Origin of the sequence: Halomonas halmophila (assembly GCF_006540005.1) — a bacterium.
Taxonomy (GTDB): Bacteria; Pseudomonadota; Gammaproteobacteria; order Pseudomonadales; family Halomonadaceae; genus Halomonas; species Halomonas halmophila.
On record NZ_BJOC01000011.1, the window covers coordinates 25495 to 40931 of the forward strand.

The 15437-nt window shown below is 63.7% G+C and carries 16 protein-coding genes and 1 pseudogene; 6 read left to right on the forward strand and 11 right to left on the reverse strand.

Annotation, left to right across the window (positions count from 1 at the left end):
- The first annotated feature begins 332 nt into the window (after window positions 1-332).
- Window positions 333-1739 carry a bifunctional diguanylate cyclase/phosphodiesterase gene (locus HHA01_RS02875; RefSeq protein WP_141317610.1) on the forward strand — a complete coding sequence of 469 codons (1407 nt, stop codon included), beginning with the start codon at window positions 333-335 and terminating at the stop codon, window positions 1737-1739.
- 66 nt (window positions 1740-1805) lie between these two features.
- Here the strand turns inward: HHA01_RS02875 and HHA01_RS02880 are convergent, their stop codons facing one another.
- Window positions 1806-2669 (reverse strand): SDR family oxidoreductase, encoded by an 864-nt coding sequence (locus tag HHA01_RS02880; RefSeq protein WP_141317611.1) that lies wholly within the window; start codon window positions 2667-2669, stop codon window positions 1806-1808.
- A gap of 204 nt (window positions 2670-2873) precedes the next feature.
- On the opposite strand from HHA01_RS02880, the gene HHA01_RS02885 reads away from it, so the two are divergent.
- Window positions 2874-3251 carry a hypothetical protein gene (locus tag HHA01_RS02885; protein ID WP_141317612.1) on the forward strand — a complete coding sequence of 126 codons (378 nt, stop codon included), beginning with the start codon at window positions 2874-2876 and terminating at the stop codon, window positions 3249-3251.
- 40 nt (window positions 3252-3291) lie between these two features.
- On the opposite strand, the gene HHA01_RS02890 is transcribed toward HHA01_RS02885, so the two are convergent.
- From HHA01_RS02890 to HHA01_RS02900, 3 genes are read right to left on the reverse strand one after another with little or no spacing between them, the layout of a single operon-like run.
- A complete protein-coding gene (locus HHA01_RS02890; RefSeq protein ID WP_218023775.1) occupies window positions 3292-4278 on the reverse strand; it encodes an alpha/beta hydrolase in 987 nt (328 codons plus the stop codon).
- A gap of 19 nt (window positions 4279-4297) precedes the next feature.
- Window positions 4298-7603, reverse strand: coding sequence for an AAA family ATPase (locus HHA01_RS02895; RefSeq protein WP_141317613.1), 3306 nt, complete (start codon window positions 7601-7603; stop codon window positions 4298-4300).
- Window positions 7600-8829 carry an exonuclease SbcCD subunit D C-terminal domain-containing protein gene (locus HHA01_RS02900; RefSeq protein WP_141317614.1) on the reverse strand — a complete coding sequence of 410 codons (1230 nt, stop codon included), beginning with the start codon at window positions 8827-8829 and terminating at the stop codon, window positions 7600-7602. The genes HHA01_RS02895 and HHA01_RS02900 overlap by 4 nt, the downstream gene beginning before the upstream one ends.
- A 148-nt stretch (window positions 8830-8977) precedes the next feature.
- Here HHA01_RS02900 and nfi point away from each other — a divergent pair, with 148 nt between their 5' ends.
- Window positions 8978-9664 carry a deoxyribonuclease V gene (gene nfi, locus HHA01_RS02905; RefSeq protein ID WP_141317615.1) on the forward strand — a complete coding sequence of 229 codons (687 nt, stop codon included), beginning with the start codon at window positions 8978-8980 and terminating at the stop codon, window positions 9662-9664.
- Window positions 9665-9703: 39 nt separating this feature from the next.
- Here the strand turns inward: nfi and HHA01_RS02910 are convergent, their stop codons facing one another.
- On the reverse strand, window positions 9704-10630 hold the full coding sequence (locus HHA01_RS02910) for an NAD-dependent epimerase/dehydratase family protein (protein ID WP_141317616.1): 927 nt from the start codon (window positions 10628-10630) through the stop codon (window positions 9704-9706).
- A 164-nt stretch (window positions 10631-10794) separates the two neighbouring features.
- On the opposite strand from HHA01_RS02910, the gene HHA01_RS02915 reads away from it, so the two are divergent.
- On the forward strand, window positions 10795-11346 hold the full coding sequence (locus tag HHA01_RS02915; protein WP_141317617.1) for a DUF1415 domain-containing protein: 552 nt from the start codon (window positions 10795-10797) through the stop codon (window positions 11344-11346).
- 29 nt (window positions 11347-11375) lie between these two features.
- Here HHA01_RS02915 and HHA01_RS14735 read toward each other — a convergent pair whose 3' ends face one another.
- On the reverse strand, window positions 11376-11540 hold the full coding sequence (locus HHA01_RS14735) for a hypothetical protein (RefSeq protein ID WP_170214823.1): 165 nt from the start codon (window positions 11538-11540) through the stop codon (window positions 11376-11378).
- Between the two features lie 21 nt (window positions 11541-11561).
- A complete protein-coding gene (locus HHA01_RS02920; RefSeq protein ID WP_174787707.1) occupies window positions 11562-11792 on the reverse strand; it encodes a hypothetical protein in 231 nt (76 codons plus the stop codon).
- Between HHA01_RS02920 and HHA01_RS14895 the strand changes: the two are divergent.
- Window positions 11746-11847, forward strand: a pseudogene (locus HHA01_RS14895) (endonuclease V); the annotation flags it as partial. The gene HHA01_RS02920 and the pseudogene HHA01_RS14895 overlap by 47 nt on opposite strands.
- Window positions 11848-11865: 18 nt before the next feature.
- On the opposite strand, the gene HHA01_RS02930 reads toward HHA01_RS14895, so the two are convergent.
- The gene (locus HHA01_RS02930) at window positions 11866-12606 is read right to left on the reverse strand and encodes an SDR family oxidoreductase (protein ID WP_141317618.1); all 741 of its coding nucleotides are present in this window, start codon (window positions 12604-12606) and stop codon (window positions 11866-11868) included.
- A gap of 104 nt (window positions 12607-12710) precedes the next feature.
- Here HHA01_RS02930 and HHA01_RS02935 point away from each other — a divergent pair, with 104 nt between their 5' ends.
- Window positions 12711-13628, forward strand: a complete 918-nt coding sequence (locus tag HHA01_RS02935; RefSeq protein WP_141317619.1) for a LysR family transcriptional regulator — start codon at window positions 12711-12713, stop codon at window positions 13626-13628.
- Between the two features lie 54 nt (window positions 13629-13682).
- On the opposite strand, the gene HHA01_RS02940 is transcribed toward HHA01_RS02935, so the two are convergent.
- From HHA01_RS02940 to HHA01_RS02950, 3 genes are read right to left on the reverse strand one after another with little or no spacing between them, the layout of a single operon-like run.
- A complete protein-coding gene (locus HHA01_RS02940) occupies window positions 13683-13934 on the reverse strand; it encodes a YdeI/OmpD-associated family protein (protein ID WP_141317620.1) in 252 nt (83 codons plus the stop codon).
- Between the two features lie 27 nt (window positions 13935-13961).
- Window positions 13962-14693 carry a DUF2182 domain-containing protein gene (locus HHA01_RS02945; RefSeq protein WP_141317621.1) on the reverse strand — a complete coding sequence of 244 codons (732 nt, stop codon included), beginning with the start codon at window positions 14691-14693 and terminating at the stop codon, window positions 13962-13964.
- Between the two features lie 21 nt (window positions 14694-14714).
- Window positions 14715-15320, reverse strand: coding sequence for a DUF1326 domain-containing protein (locus HHA01_RS02950; RefSeq protein WP_141317622.1), 606 nt, complete (start codon window positions 15318-15320; stop codon window positions 14715-14717).
- Window positions 15321-15437: the final 117 nt, after the last annotated feature.

Consider the following 15437-nt stretch of genomic DNA (forward strand, 5'->3'; position numbering starts at 1 on the left):
GTGGCTGACTATGCAGCGCATGCCCGAGAACGGGCGGATAAGCTGGAGGCCACTCGCTCGGCGCTTGATGTCTGATACGCCTCGAATGACGGCGAAGTTCAGGAAGGCGACGCGATGCGATCAGGCACCTTGATATCCGCCCTCGGTTGCTACACTCAATAGAATGACACTGGTAAATGACAGGAGAAGAGACGCCGTGAACAGCTGATCGTGCCAGCTGTTCACCCCATGGCTGACCATGAGAAAAATAGCATGCCATCTGCGCCGCTTGATTCAATCGCAGGCTATTGAAGAAATGCAAGGTTGAGCAGATGGTTCTGTCAGGGGCGTCCATGAAAACGTATAAGAAAGCAAGTGCGGGAAAGCGGGGGTTTTCCGAGAGCGGAGTCAATTCCATATCGCCGCTCTTGCTGACCGAGATATTCGATAATTTCTCGGAAGCCGTTATTGTGGCCGATGCCAATCGAAGTATGGTGTACGTCAATTCGGCGGCAGAAGTGCTCTTCGGTTACTCGGTCGATGAATTGCTGGGTAAAGAGACTAGACTGCTGTACGCCGATGAAGGTGAATATTCGGAGCAAGGGCGTAAGCGTTACAATGCCGCCAGCAAGCTGGCCACGGAAACGTACCGGGTTGCATATCGACGCGCGGGTGGAGAGCGTTTTCTCGGGTTGACGACAGCGGCGGCCATGCGTGCTAAAACAGGCAGTGTGGTTGGCTTTACCGGCATTATCCGTCCCGCTCGATCTGCGGATAATTCTCTGGAAACATTGCAGAAAGTACACACCATAACGTCCGACCTCATCCTTTCCGACAGCCACAAGATTGAATCATTGCTGCGGCTTGGCCTGCGCCATTTTGGGCTCGAAGTCGCCATTCTATCTCGCGTGGTGGGTAACGACTATATTGTCGAACACTGTGTGGATTGCTGGAATCAGCTGAAGCCTGGGGAACGCTTTGAGGTATCGGGTACCTGTTGCGAATACACTCTTGATGCCAGGCAAACGGTGAGCTTTTGTTGCGTGGGAAAAGGCAGAATGAGACGTCATCCCTGTTACCAGTCCATGGAAATAGGGTCCTATATCGGAAGCCCGGTATGGGTGAGCGGAGAGAGGTATGGGACGCTCAATTTTTCCGGCCACTTACCCACCGAACCCTTCTCCAGGGATGATGTCATTCTCATGGGCTTATTGTCCGACACCGTCAGCTATTTTCTTTACAGGCAGATATTCGAAGAGGAAATCCTGGCGCTGGCCAGTACTGATGAGTTGACGGGCTTACCGAATCGTCGTGCTACCTGGGAGCGGCTGAGTGATCTCATGGAAATATCGAATCGTTCCGGGTTTGCGCTTACGGTTCTTTCGATCGATGTTGATTACTTCAAGAATATCAATGATCAATGGGGACACGCGGTGGGGGATATGGCGCTGGGTGCCTTTGCGCGCATTGCGGTTGGACTGGGCAGAAAAACGGACTTCTGTGGCCGAGTGGGAGGCGAAGAGTTCCTTTTCGTGTTTCCCGGGGCGACGCTGGAAGATGGATGGGAGTTCGGCGATCAACTGAGGCGGGAGCTGCGAGTGACACCGGTGGATCCGGTCAAGGGCGAACCCTTCACGCTCAGTGTCAGCGTGGGTATCGCCAGGTACGAGTGTGGTGAGTCACTCGAGAGTCTGCTGGCACGTGTTGATGCTGCCCTGTACCGAGCCAAGCAGGGTGGTCGGGACAGGATATGCCAATGAGTCTGGCGCCACCGTTGGGGCCGAGCAGGAAAGCGGCTGCCGATGTGTGGCGCCTCGCATGGCAGTTTATTCACGCTCGTTCCGGGTCGAGCGCAGCAGCACTCGGTCCATGCCCCGCGTGCTGAGTAACCGCTTGAGGGCGGCGAACAGGTGGGTGGGCAGCGTGACCGCATAGCGGGGCTTGGGGCGAGGGTGTTCCAGGGCGTGAACAAGTTTCTTGACCACGGCGTCGGCCCCGAGCGTGAAGGATGTCTTGCCGTCCTCACTGACCAGCCGTGCTTCCACCTTGCGGTAGGTCTCGGCATGCGCGCTGTGGGTGGTGTCGATATTGGCCTTGAAGGCGCGGTAGGAATTCTCGCGAAAGCGGCTGGTGATCGGGCCAGGTTGAATCAGACTGACATGAACACCGCTACCGACGAGCTCCTGACGCAGCGTATCGGTCAAGCCTTCGAGGGCAAACTTGGAGCACACATAGGCGCCGCGATAGGGCAGGGCGGCGATGCCCAGGACCGAGCTGTTGTGCACGATTCGGCCATGGCCCTGAGCGCGCATCATCGGCAGCACTCGCGTGGTCAGTTCATGAGTGCCAAGCAGATTGGTTTCGAGCTGCTGGCGCAGCACGTCGCGCGTCAGATCCTCGACCGCGCCGGGCTGGCCATAGGCGCCGTTGTTGAAGAGTGCCGTGAGCTCACCACCGGTGCGCTGGCTGATGTCTGCCAGCGCGGCCTCGATCGAGGCGCTATCCGCCAGGTCGAGCTGGAGTGCCTCCAGGCCTTCTTGCTTGAGCCGTGTGACGTCGCTGTCCTTTCGAACAGTGGCAAATACGCGCCAGCCGCGAGCCTGCATGGTGTGCGCGGCGGCATGTCCGATGCCGCTCGAGCAGCCGGTGATCAGCAGGCTGCGTGTCGAATTGGTGGCGTCTTCTGCCATCCTGGGTTCCTCTCGGGTCGACGGAAAATGGGGAAACATCATGTCATGGCACGGTATGGCCCGCGCGAGGAATCGACAATCCCGGCCATCGAGAAGGTGTCGAGCCACTACCAAGGATATCGGCTTTTAAGGTCCGCTTCTCATTGGCGCCCCAGCGGGGGCGCGAATCCTTCCTCAGGTTCGAGATATCGCGAAATATTCAACATGGACAAGCGTTTTATGGATGGACTACGTCATTTTCTGCTGGGGGCTTTGCTGGGGGCGTTCAGTTGGGCCGTTTGTCCGTTGGTCTCGGATCAGTTCGAGCCATTTGACACGCTTGTCGGATTGGCGGCTGGTCAGGCCTTGATGCTGGCTTTTGCCCTCTATACGGGCTGCAGGAAAAAACATGTGCTGCTCTGGTGGTTAGTGGCCGGCATATACGCGGGGCAAAACCTGTATGCCTATGCGTTCGGCTCAAGCGGGACGAGGGAATGGTTCCTGCTGGGACTCGTGACAAGCGTTCTCCTCTGCATACTGCCTCTTGTCGGCGGGAGCTTGGCCAAATGGGTCTCTTCATGCTCGCAACACGACAAAAAGTGAGTGCCAAGAGAGCTATCCAACTTCTTCACTCCGGAACCGATCACTGTTCGTCGGGAGCTACGAACTCCTGCGTCTCGGCGATGATCGCCTCGAGAGCATCGGGTGCGACCACTAGGCCGACATGACCGATGCCGGGTAGCAGGGTGACCGGCACATCGCGGCTGGCGTGTTGGAACACCGTCTCGAATTGTGTCGAGTCCAGGACCTGATCATCACGACCGGCGATCAACCGTGTGGGTTGGTCGATGGCCTGGAGGGTGGCGCGGTAGTCGGCTTGGGGGCGGTAGTTCTGGGCCAGACTGAAGGAATAGGCTGGGGTGAGCAGGCTCTGGGCATCCTCGGCCAGGGCAAAGCGCACCACGGGCAGGTGATTGAAGGCGCTGATGCCCAGCTGGTTGAGCAGCGCGATGCTGATGTAGCGAGGAATGCCGACATTGGTCCAGCCACCGGTGCCGGGGCGGTGGGTTGGTGCCTCCTGACTGATGAAAGGGGACAGCAGCAGGTAGTGAGCGAAGAGGTCCGAGCGCTCGCTGCCGGCGATACGCAGGGCGAAGCCGCCCCCGGCGGAGAAGCCGGTCAGGGTGAGCGGTGTGTCGGGATTCACCGCGTCGACGAAGTCCTCCAGGTCGTCTTCCAGCTGGCCGATGTAAGTAATATCGCCCCGTGGGCCCGAGTCGCCGTGGCCGCGAACATCCAGCGCATAGGCGTTGAAGCCGGCCTCGGCATAAGCCATGGCGAGGGGATGCAGGCTGCGGCTGTCGGCGGATGAACCATGCAGTAGCACCACGCTACCGTTGCTGGCGTCATCGTTGGTCGCGGCCGGGTAGTGCCGGTAGGCGAGCTGGCTGCCATCACGCGCCTGGTAGTGGTCCAGCGCCGGCAGATCGCTGTAGTCCAGGTTCTTGAAGGGCTCGTTGATGCCGGCCATGGCGGGAGGCTGGGAAGGGCCACCGAAGATCAGTGCCATGACCAGTGCTGAGGTCAGCACCAACCCGATAACCAATATCACACCGGCCGCAATTTTCATGGCGCCACCTCCTTGCGTGTCAATGACTCACCAGTGTGGCACGGCTGGTGCCGTTACCCTCGGGTGAGACGTGAATCTGTACCGGGATGCGTTCATGCATTTCCTGCACATGCGAGATGACGCCGACCCGGCGCCCCAGGGCCTGGAGGCCGTCGAGGGCATCCATGGCCAGGGCCAGGGAGTCGGGGTCGAGGCTGCCGAAGCCCTCGTCGATGAACAGCGATTCGATCACCAGTTCGCCGGAGGCCATGGAGGCCAGCCCCAGCGCCAGCGCCAGTGACACCAGGAAGGTCTCGCCGCCGGAGAGCGAATGCACGGAGCGTCGCTCGTCGCCCATGTCGCGATCGATGACCAGCAGGCCGAGTTCGCTGCCGCCGCGTACCAGTTGGTAGCGTCGACTCAGGCCATGCAGGTGGGCATTGGCGTGTTCCAGCAACTGTTCCAGGTTGTAGGCCTGGGCAATCCGCCGGAAGGTCTTGCCGTCGGCGGAGCCGATCAACTCGCTGATGCGCCCCCAGCGGCGATACTCCTGACGGGCCGCCTCGAGTTGCGCCTGGCCCTGTTGCTGGCGTTCGCGTCGGCGATCGTCGTCGCGCAGGGCGTGCTGGGCGTCATCGCGTTGCTGCTGGGCACTTTCGAGTTGCGGTGTCAGCGCTTGTCGCTCCTGTTCCAGGGCCTCGAAACGCTCCACGATGGTCTGGGTTACGTCGTCGCCGAGCAGCGCGGCCTCGTCATGCGGCGACGCCAGCAACGCCTGGTCGCGGCGTTGTGCGATCAGCGCCTGGCGACGCTCGGCCAGGGTGGCGGCGGCCTGTTGGCGGGCCTGCTCAGCGTCGTTCAGCTGCTGTTCCTGGCGCTCTGCCTCGGCCTCGGATTGCGCCAGCAGGCGTGTCAGGGTGGCGTCATCCAGATTGGGGTGAGCCTGTCGCCATTCGGTCAGCTGGCTTGCCAGGCTGTCGCTTTCCTGCACGAGCGCATCCAGCTGGCGCTGTTGATGATCGCGCTGCTGGGTCAGCCGCTGTACTTCCTGCTGCGCCTGGTTGGATTGCGCCAGGGCGTTGTCCCGCGCCTGATAGGCGGACGCCTGGGCTTCGTCGAGATGCTGTTGCCAGGCATCCGCCGAGGCGTGTTGTCCCAGCAGCGTGGCCAGGCGTTCGGCGAGTTCATCCCGTTGTGTCTGTAGAGGTGGCAACTGCTCGGCTAGTTCGTGGAGCTCGCCGTCGAGACTTTCGCGGCGCGTCTCGAAACGCGCGAGCTGGGTGGCGTCTTCCTGCAGGGCCTGCTTCAGCGGCTCGAGTGCCTGTTCGGCCTGCTGCAGGCGGCCCAGCGTGGCTTCGTGATGCGCTCGATCGGCCTGGCTCTGGTCGAGCTGCTCGGCGAGCCAGGTAGCGCGCCGATCCACCTCGATGGGCTCGAGCTCGGCGTAGAGGGTCTGACGCTGCAGGGTCTGGTGGCTTGCCTGATGCTGCTCCCGGGCTTCCTGAGCCTCCTGACGATGCTGCTTGAGCGAGGCCTCGAGGGCGCTGTAGTCGCCGTCGAGTCGGTCGCGTTCCTGGCGGGCCTGTTCCAGGGCATCCCGGGCTTCCTGAAGCTGGCGTTCTTCGTCCTGTTGCTGGGCGGCCAGCTGTTCGGCCTCGGGGGTAGTCGGTGGGTGGTGTCGCCAGGGATGCTCCAAACCGCCGCACACCGGGCATGGCGCGTCCTCGGTCAGGGCCTGGCGCAGTGCAATGACCGTCTCGCTGCGCACCGCACGGCTGCGCTCGATGGCGGTATTGAGTGTATCCAGTCGGGTGTCTGCCACCGCGAGTCGATGGCGGGCCTGCTGGCCCTGCTCCAGCCGTTGCTGCAGCTGTGGCTCCGTCTGCTCAATGTGTTCGCTGAGGTGCTGATAGCGGGTCTCGGCCTGTTGAAAGGCCTGCCAGTGGCGGGTCAGCTCGTCTAGCGCCAGTTGACGCTTGGCGGCCGCGTCGAAGGCCTGCCGGGCCGCTTGTCGGGCGGTCTCGAGGTCGTCGTCATCGCCCAGCAGCTCGGTCAGGGTGGCCTGCCACTCTGCCTGCTGTTGGCGGCGCTGCTGGTGTGCGCTGGCGGCCTGGCGGTGCTCGGCATCCAGGGTGGCGAGTTGCTGTTGGCGCTCGGTTCGGAGCCTTTCCTTGTCGCTTACCTGCTGTTCCAGGCTGGCCAGGTCCGTCGCGTGCCGGCGAGCCTCGCGCAGGGCCGGCTCGGCCTGTTGACGAGCTTCCCGGGCGGCCTGCAGGGCCTGCTCGGCGGTCTCGTGCGCTTGTCGTTGCTGCGCCAGTTTCGCCTCGGCTTCGCCCAGCGCCTCGAGGGTTTGGGCGTGATCGGCTTGCTGCCGGGCGATCAGGTCGGGGAGGTCGGCCTGGCGTTGCAGGAGATGGCGTTGCGGCAGGATGACGCGGCGCCATGCCTGATCCTCGCGCGCCCCGGCCAGGGCCTGCCAGGCATGTTCCGCTTCTTGTTGCTGGTGGAGGCCCTGGTCCAGCGCCTCGCGAAGACGTGCGTCGGTCTCGTGCCAGCCCTGGCGGGTTTGTTGTTGCTGGCGTTGCTGCTCCAGTTGCCGCAACTGCTCGCCGGCCTCCCGGGCATTGTGCTCGAGTTGCGCCCGGCTCTCGGGGTCGGCCGGCAGGTCATCGGCGAGGCGGCTTTCCAGAGCGTCCAGGTGGCGCTTCGCCTCGCTGGCACGCCGGTAGGCGGCGCGCGAGATGGCGGAGTACTTCGCCGTCCCGGTGAGGCGTTCGAGCAGGTCGCTGCGCTCGTTGTCATCGGCCTTGAGAAAGGCGGAGAACTCGCTCTGGGCCAGCAGAACGGCCCGGGTGAACTGCTCGAAGGTCAGACCCAGGCGTTCGGGAAGCTGTTTGTCGAACTCCCGTTTCTGGGTGGTCAGCAGGCGGTCATCCTCGAGGTCGCGCAGCGATTGATCGACGCTCTGCAGGCGGCCGTCGGCCTTGTAGCGGGCGCGGCGTACCGCCCAGCGGGCCCGGTAGCGGCGGCCATCGCGGCCGACGAAATCGACCTCGGCATGGCCGCTGGCGGTGCCGCGACGCAGTAGGGTTCGGGGGTCGCTGGTGGTCACTGGATCGCCGGCCGGGTCATCCACCTGGCTGTCGCGATTGGGGGCCTGGCGCAGGCGCGGCGTGTTGCCGTAGAGCGCCAGGCACAGCGCATCGAGCAGGGTGCTCTTGCCCGCCCCGGTGGGGCCGGTGATGGCGAACAGGCCGGCATGAGCCAGGGGCTCGGCGGTAAAGTCGAGTTCCAGCGGGCCGGGCAGAGAGGCGAGGTTTTCCAGGCGCAGGGCGAGGATCTTCATGCGTTGCCCTCCGTGTCGTCGAGCACTTCCTGATGCAGGCGATCGAAGTCGGCCAGGACGTCGTCATCCGGCGGCGTGTCCCAGCGGCTCTGCCAGGTGCGTTCGAAGAGCTTGCGCGGCCCCAGGGATTCCAGGTCGACCCGCTGCGGGGCAGCGTCGCCGGTGGTGTCGGGCAGTTGTCGGGTGAGGCGCAGCAGACGCAGCGCCCGGCCTTCCAGCGCCGCGTCGAGGCGGGCGCGCAGGTCGGGCACCGGGGCATCCAGCTGGACGCTGACTTCCAGCCAGGGCCAGTGCTCGCGCGGCAATTCAGGGTCGTCCTCCAGGGCCGCCAGTTCATCCAGCACCTCGTCCAGTGCGGCCGGGCCCAGGCGATGCATGGCTACCGCACGGGGGATGGGCACTGACTCGAGGCCGGCGAGCTGCTCGCCTTCGAGCTGCACCTCGACCACCTGATGCGGATAGCCGACCTCGCTGAAGTCCAGCGGCAAGGGGCTGCCGCTGTAGCGGATGCGCGCCTCGCCGACCTGCTGGGCGCGATGCAGGTGGCCCAGCGCCACATAGGCGATGTCCGCGGGGAAAAGCGTTGCCGGGATGGACTCCTCGCCGCCGATCACGATGGGGCGCTCGCTGGCTTCCGAGACCGTGGCGCCATGCAGATGGGCATGGCTCATGGCGATCAGCGCCTGGCCGGCTTGCCGGCGCTGACGCGCGGCATCGATCAGTGCCTGGTGAACCTGCGAGATACCGCCGACATAATCCTGGGCCTCGCCACCGGTGACCTCGGCGGGGCGCAGAAAGGGCAGCGCCAGGCACCAGGCCTGCGTCTCGCCGCTTTTATCATGCAGCGGCACCAGCAGGTGGTCGGCATCCAGCTCGCCGTCGTCGCGCCATGCCACACGCCCCACCGCATGAGTACGCAGGCGGCGCATCAGGGGCGCCGGCAATTCGATGCGATTGCCGCTGTCGTGATTGCCGGCGATCAATACAATGTCGAGTTGTGGCAGACGCTCATGGGCGCTGACGATGAAGTCGTACAACAGCTCCTGAGCGCGCAGCGAGGGATTGACCACATCGAAGATATCGCCGGCCACCAGCAGGGCATCGGCATCGCGCTCGACCAGGGTCTCGAGCAGCCAGTCGAGAAAGGCACGATGTTCGGTATGGCGTTCCTGGCCGTGGAAGCTCTGGCCCAGATGCCAGTCAGCGGTATGGATCAGTCTCAACATGGGCGCCCCGGTGGCGGATCGTGAAACAGTGTCGTCAGGACAAGGGCGCCCAGTCTAACGCGATTGGTGCTGGCGCATCAGGCGCTTATTGTCGGGCAATGCGTTGCGGGCGCCTCGCACCGACGGATCAACAGGACAGGGAGGCCTCATGTCGCCAACCGCGCTGCACGACTGGAACCTCGACCCTGGCGAGGCGATCGCCCTGCAGAAGCAGTTGGCCGCCCGGGTCGAGCGTCAGGACCGCCTGGCCGAGGTGACGCGCATTGCCGGCGTGGATATCGGCTTCGAGCAGGGGGGCGAGGTGACCCGCGCGGCGGTGGTGGTACTCGCCTGGCCGCCGGGGACCGATGGGGCCTTCGAACGGGTCGAGCAGGTGGTGCATCGCGAGCCGACGCGCCTGCCATACATTCCCGGACTTCTATCGTTTCGCGAGCTGCCCGCCGCACTGGCCGCCTTCGATAGACTGACGAGTTCGCCGGAGCTGATCATGGTCGATGGCCAGGGGCTGGCGCATCCGCGTCGGCTGGGGGTGGCGAGCCATCTGGGTCTGTGGCTGGATCGGCCGACCATCGGCATCGCCAAGTCACGGCTGTGCGGGCATCACGTCGAGCCGGGCAACGAGCGGGGCGACCGGGTGCCTCTGGTACACAAGGAGGAGACCATCGGCACGGTGCTGCGCTCGCGTTCCGGCGTCAAGCCGGTGTTCGTTTCCAGCGGGCATCGCGTCAGCCTGCCCACGGCCCTCGACTGGGTAGTGGCCTGCCTGGGACGCACCAAGCTGCCCGAGCCGACCCGGATGGCCGATCGCCTGGCGTCACGGCGTACTGCCATGTGACGCCTCAGGCAACGGCTGGATGACCCGAACGGGTTGCCATCAATCGGCGTTGCTGTACTGCAGGGTTTCCTGAATGCCCTGCCGGTAAGGGGTGGCGACAAGCCCGAAGTGGCGCTCTATCTTGCGACTGTCGAAGCAGTAGTCATGCTCGAACTGGTACATCATTTCCCGATTTTCGCGAATGATGGGGTTGACCAGGCCCAGCAAGCTCAACAGCCAGGCCGGGGCGACCTGGACCTTTTCGGGTTGGCCGGCAAGCTCGCAGGCTAGATGAGCAAATGTCCTGCCGCTTATCGGCGTGCTGTCGGCAGGCAGGTGCCAGGTCTGGCCATAAGCCGCCGCGGTAGTGCCGAGTCGTGCCAGCGCTTGGCCGATATCCTGCGTGAAATTGAAGGTGTGCTCGGCGTCTGGATTGCCCGCCCATTGAGGGGGCCTGCCTTGCGCCAGACGCGCGAAGATAGTGGCGTGGGTAAAGCTCTGGGTGGCGGCCGGGCCGTAGAAGTCTGCCGAGCGGGCGATCAGGGCCTGCAGTTCTCCGCGCTGCATCTCGTCCAGCAAGAGTGTGGCGGTCTCGGCGCGCGCCTCGCCTTTGCGGCTATTCGGATTGAAAGGCGTTGCTTCGGTCATCGGGCCATTCACGAGTCCGTAGGCGTAGACGTTATCGAGAAACACGAGTCGGCAGTCGTGCTGTTTGCAGGCGTCAATGACGTGACGCATGATCCGTGGCCATTGAGCACTCCAGGTAGTCGCGTCGTAGGGCAGGCCGGCTACCAGATAGGCCACGTCACAGCCTGCCACGGCCTTCTGAACGGCGCCGGCATCGAGCAAGTCCGCTGCATGCAGGTCGTCATCCGAGAAGACCGGTCGGGGTTGACGGCTGACCTGCCGAAGGGTCTGTCCCGCTTCCTTGAGTGAGGTCGATAATTCTCTGGCGATGATGCCGTTGGCACCCAGAATGGCTTGCATGGCGTCTCTTCCCTGATGGACCAATGTCAAGGGTTTACCTTATGGCCCCACCGGGCAAATTGCCAGAGCCGCCGCGGGTAGTCGGGTCACTATCCATGTGGCGATACAGCGTGCCCTCGAGCGGCTATACTGGCCGCCTCACTCCCGCCACAGCCGAGCCCTTCATGTCCGATCCCGTTGATCCCCTCCAGGCGACCCGTGCCTGGGTCGAGTCCTTTGTCGTCGGCCGCGAGGTCTGCCCCTTCGCCGGCCGGGAGGTGGCGCGGGATAGCGTGCGTTACGTGAACATTGAGGCGGCCGAGCCTGAAGTCGCGCTGATGCGCCTGATGGAGGAATGCTGGCACCTGGACGGCCATCCCGAGGACGAGACCACGTTGCTGGTGCTGACAGGTTGTCTGGATGACTTCGATGATTATCTGGATCATCTGGCGCTGGCCGAGACCTTGATGGAGTCGCAGGGCTATGAAGGTATCTACCAGCTGGCGAGCTTTCATCCGGATTATCAGTTCGAGGGCGAGGACGCCGACTCGCCGCGCAACTACACCAATCGCGCGCCCTGGCCGATGTGGCACCTGATTCGCGAGGCCGGGCTGGAACGGGCGCTGGCGCATTATCCCGACCCGGAGAATATCCCCGAGCGCAATGCCGCCAGCATGCAGGCGCTGGGCACCGAGCGGCTGGCGGCGTCCCTTACGGCATTGCGTGGCACAAGGTGAGCGGGCAAGGCTCCGGTCTGCGTGTTTCCCTAGCCGACCAGTATCAACACGCCCAGCGCCATCAACCCCAGGCCCAGCAGGTTGGCCAGCCACTGCCAGGGCGAGATGAGCTTTTCCAGCAGGATGATCAGCGTCACGGCGACGAGTAGCCAGCCTTGCCCCTGGCGGGATGACACTAATGACAGCACGGTCATGGTGAATGTCTCCCGGGCGTATCACGCCGCCTCGTACTGGAAGGCCGAATAGAAGGCGGTGTGTCCCCCGAATTGCCAGTCGAGGCCGTGGCCCTGATGCGCGACATGTTCCGAGCATGCCAGGGTGCCGCTGTTGCCCGGTGCCACGGCGACCGGATGGCCGCTGAGCGTGACCTCGCCACCGTTCTGACCCTCGATGGCCGTCAGCCTGCCCACGGCCCTCGACTGGGTAGTGGCCCGCCTGGGACGCACCAAGCTTCCCGAGTCGACCCGGCTGGCCGATCGCCTGGCGTCACGGAGAGGTTGAAGGTGGATCCTGGCCGCTTCAGGCGAAGCCGCCGTTGGCGCGCAGAACCTGGGCGTTGATCCAGCTACCCTGTGGGCCGGCCAGGAAGGCGATGGCGTCGGCGATTTCTTTCGGTTGGCCCAGACGTTCAAGCGGTGCCATGGCGGCGATCGATTCGACCTGCTCGTCGCTCTTGCCCTGGAAGAATAGGTCGGTCGCGACAGGACCGGGGGCCACGGCGTTGACCGTAATATCACGCCCGCGCAGTTCGTTGGCCAGCACCTTCACCAGGCCCTCGACGCCCGCCTTGCTGGCGATGTAGGCGCCATAGCCGGGAAAGGATCTGGCCAGCACACTGGAGGAGAGGGCGATGATCCGGCCACCCTCGCTCAGGGTTTCGGCGGCCTTGGCCATCACCAGCCAGCTGCCGCGTAGATTGGTGGCAAGCGCGCGATCGAGGACCTCGATATTGTCGGTGGTGATGCCGGCCATCTGCAGGATGCCGGCGTTGTTGACCACTGCGTCAAGGCGACCGAAGGTCTCGAGCATCGTGTCGAAGAGCCGGGCGACCGATTCGGCGTCGCCGATATCGGCTTGCAGCGCCATCGCGCGTCCCCCGTTTGCCTCGATATCGGCCACGACCTGGTCGGCCATGCCTGCGTTGCCGGCATAATTCACACCCACGGCAAAGCCGTCCTCGGCGAGCTTGAGGGCAATGGCGCGCCCGATGCCACGAGAGGCGCCAGTCACCAGGGCGACGTTCTGTGTTGTAGCCGTCATGAAGTGTTTCCTCCTGATCGTAAGTGGGCGCAGTATTGCTGTTCGAGGAGGCTGAATAAATCAGCTAATCTGAGAACTCTATTCAGCAGAAATAAACAATTTGCATGGATCGAATCGAGGCGATGACCCTCTTCGTGCGTATCGTCGAGAGTGGCAGCTTCACCAGGGCGGCCAACGGACTCAATATTCCGCGAGCGACCGCCACGCTGGCCATCCAGCAGTTGGAGAGCCGGCTGGGCGTACGCCTGCTGGAGCGAACGACGCGCCAGGTACGGCCCACGTTCGAGGGCGAAGTATTTCATGAGCGCTGTGTCCATCTGCTGGCGGAACTGGAAGATGCCGAGGCGTCGCTCAAGCCGGTGGCCAGTAATCCCGCTGGCGTATTGCGTGTCGAGATGCACGGGACCCATGCCAGGTTGCTCGTGCTGCCGCATATCCAGGCCTTTCATCGCCGTTATCCCGGGCTGAACCTGGTGCTGACCAGTGGTGATCGCCGTGTGGACCTGGTGGGGGAAGGGGTGGATTGCGCACTGCGTGCCGGCGCCCCCGAGGACTCCAGCCTGGTTGCCCGCAAGCTGGCCGAATTGCCTCAGGTGGTCTGTGCTAGTCCCGAGTATCTCGAGGTCGCCGGTTTTCCGAGCCACCCGGAAGAGATCCACGCGCATCACGTGATCGGCTTTTTCTCCGGCAGCAAGGCGGTGGATAGCTCGCTGGACGTGATTGTGGAGGGGCAGGTCCGGTCTTTCGACGCCGGTAACTGGATCACGGTAAATGATGCATCGAGCTATGTGGAAGGTGCTCGTCAGGGCTGCGGAATGATTCAACTGCCGCGCTTTTCCGTGGCGCCGATGCTTGAACGGGGAGAGCTTACGGAGGTGTTGCCCGAGTGGCGCAAGCCGGCCCTGCCACTGTACGCGGTCTACCCTCAGCGGCGGCAGTTATCGCCTCGTGTGAGGGTCTTCCTTGACTGGGTCACCTCGATATATGAAGAGCGCTTTGGTGATCACCACATGAATGGATAGAGGCCGGTAGGCAGAAGACGGCGGTGCCGGCCCTCGGCAACACCGAGGCGCCTTCTATCGATGTGGGCAACCCGGCCAGCAGCATGGGCGACGCTTCCCTGCCTTGAGATCGTTGCGGACTCTCTCGATTCGGCGCTGTCTCGTCTCGGATTTCTTGGCGTCTTCTACCCAACAGATCCACTCATTGCGTGCGATGGGCGTAATATCTTCCCAGAACGTCAGTGCCGCGCCGTCATCGACGAGGCATTGCCCAAGGTCCTCGGGAATGTCATGTACGACACCGGCGGAGAGGGTTGCTCTGGTCATGAGGTATCCTGTCTGTATAGGTTTCTGTCAGGTGAACACTAGCCAGCCGCCGTAAGCTGCCAGTGCCCCGCCCAGCAGGTTGGCCAGCCACTGCCAGGGCGAGATGAGCTTTTCCAGCAGGATGATCAGCGTCAAGGCGGCCATCCAGGCCAGGCTCATCACGCCACCGACGAACATCAGGGCCATCAGCGCCCAGCAGCAACCCGCACAATAGAGTCCCAGCCGCATGCCGGCGGTCAGGGTGCGCCAGGCTGTGCCCGGGAAGCCCTCGGCGAGCATGCCCATCGGGCTGCGACAATAGCGCAGGCAGGCCTGCTTCCAGGGTGTCCACTGGAAGATTCCGGCGGCCGCCAGTATCAAGCCGGCGAGCAGCTCGCTGCGCAGCGCCTGGGCCGGTGTCAGCATGTCCGAGGCATGCAGCCCCCATTGTGCGGCCGTCGCCAGGGCCGAGTAAGCGACCCAGGCCAGCAGGTAGCCGAGCGTGAACAGGTAAGGCAAGAGCACGGCATGCCGACCCTGAGGGCGTGACGCCGCCAGCATCATGATGCCGGGTGCGGCACTCGGCAGCATCATGGCGATCATCATCACCACCCACATGCTCAAGGTGGCCCATGGACGAAAGGGCATCGGGCCCTGCATGGACGGCATGCCGTTGGCCATGTGCACCAGATACCACCAGCTGAGTAGTGTCGCCACGCTGAGGCCGGCGAGTAGCCAGCCTTGACCCTGGCGGAATGAGGCTAATGACAGCGCGGTCATGGTGAATGTCTCCCGGGCGTATCACGCCGCCTCGTACTGGAAGGCCGAATAGAAGGCGGTGCGTCCCCCGAATTGCCAGTCGAGGCCGTGGCCCTGATGCGAGACATGTTCCGAGCATGCCAAGGTGCCGCTGTTGCCCGGTGCCACGGCGACCGGATGGCCGCTGAGCGTGACCTCGCCACCATTCTGCCCCTCGATGGCCGTCAGCGAAGCACTCGCGACGTCGCCGACGTCGAGCCGGTGATGGCGGCCCTCGATTAGATAGCGCATCGGCAGCGACTCGACGCCCAGGATCTCGCCGACGAAGCCCGCCAGGGTAGCCGGATGGCCGCCCACGGAACCGCCGAAGATCTGCATCAGCGCATCGTGTTGTGGCTGGCTGGCGTCGGCATCGACATAGACCACGACACGCCAGTCGCCGGCCGTCATGTTGCCCGGCACATGCAGTGCCATGGCCAGGTTCAAGCCGTCCAGGGCGAGCTCGTCCATATGGCCTTGCGCGATGTGCCAGGCGAACAGCGCATCACAACTGCCTTCGGTGGGGTCGCCGCCAAACAGGCAGGGGCAGGCCCCCTTGCAGGTGCAGGCCTCGAAATAGGTGCCTGCGACTCGCCATTGGGTAGTCATGATTCGTCCTCCTCGATGAAGGCGTGAATGGCGTTGGGCGATCCAGGAGAAACCACCCCCGTGCCCTCTGCTTCAGGTATAGCGCCTGGAGGAGCTGCATTCACGAGGCGTCGATGA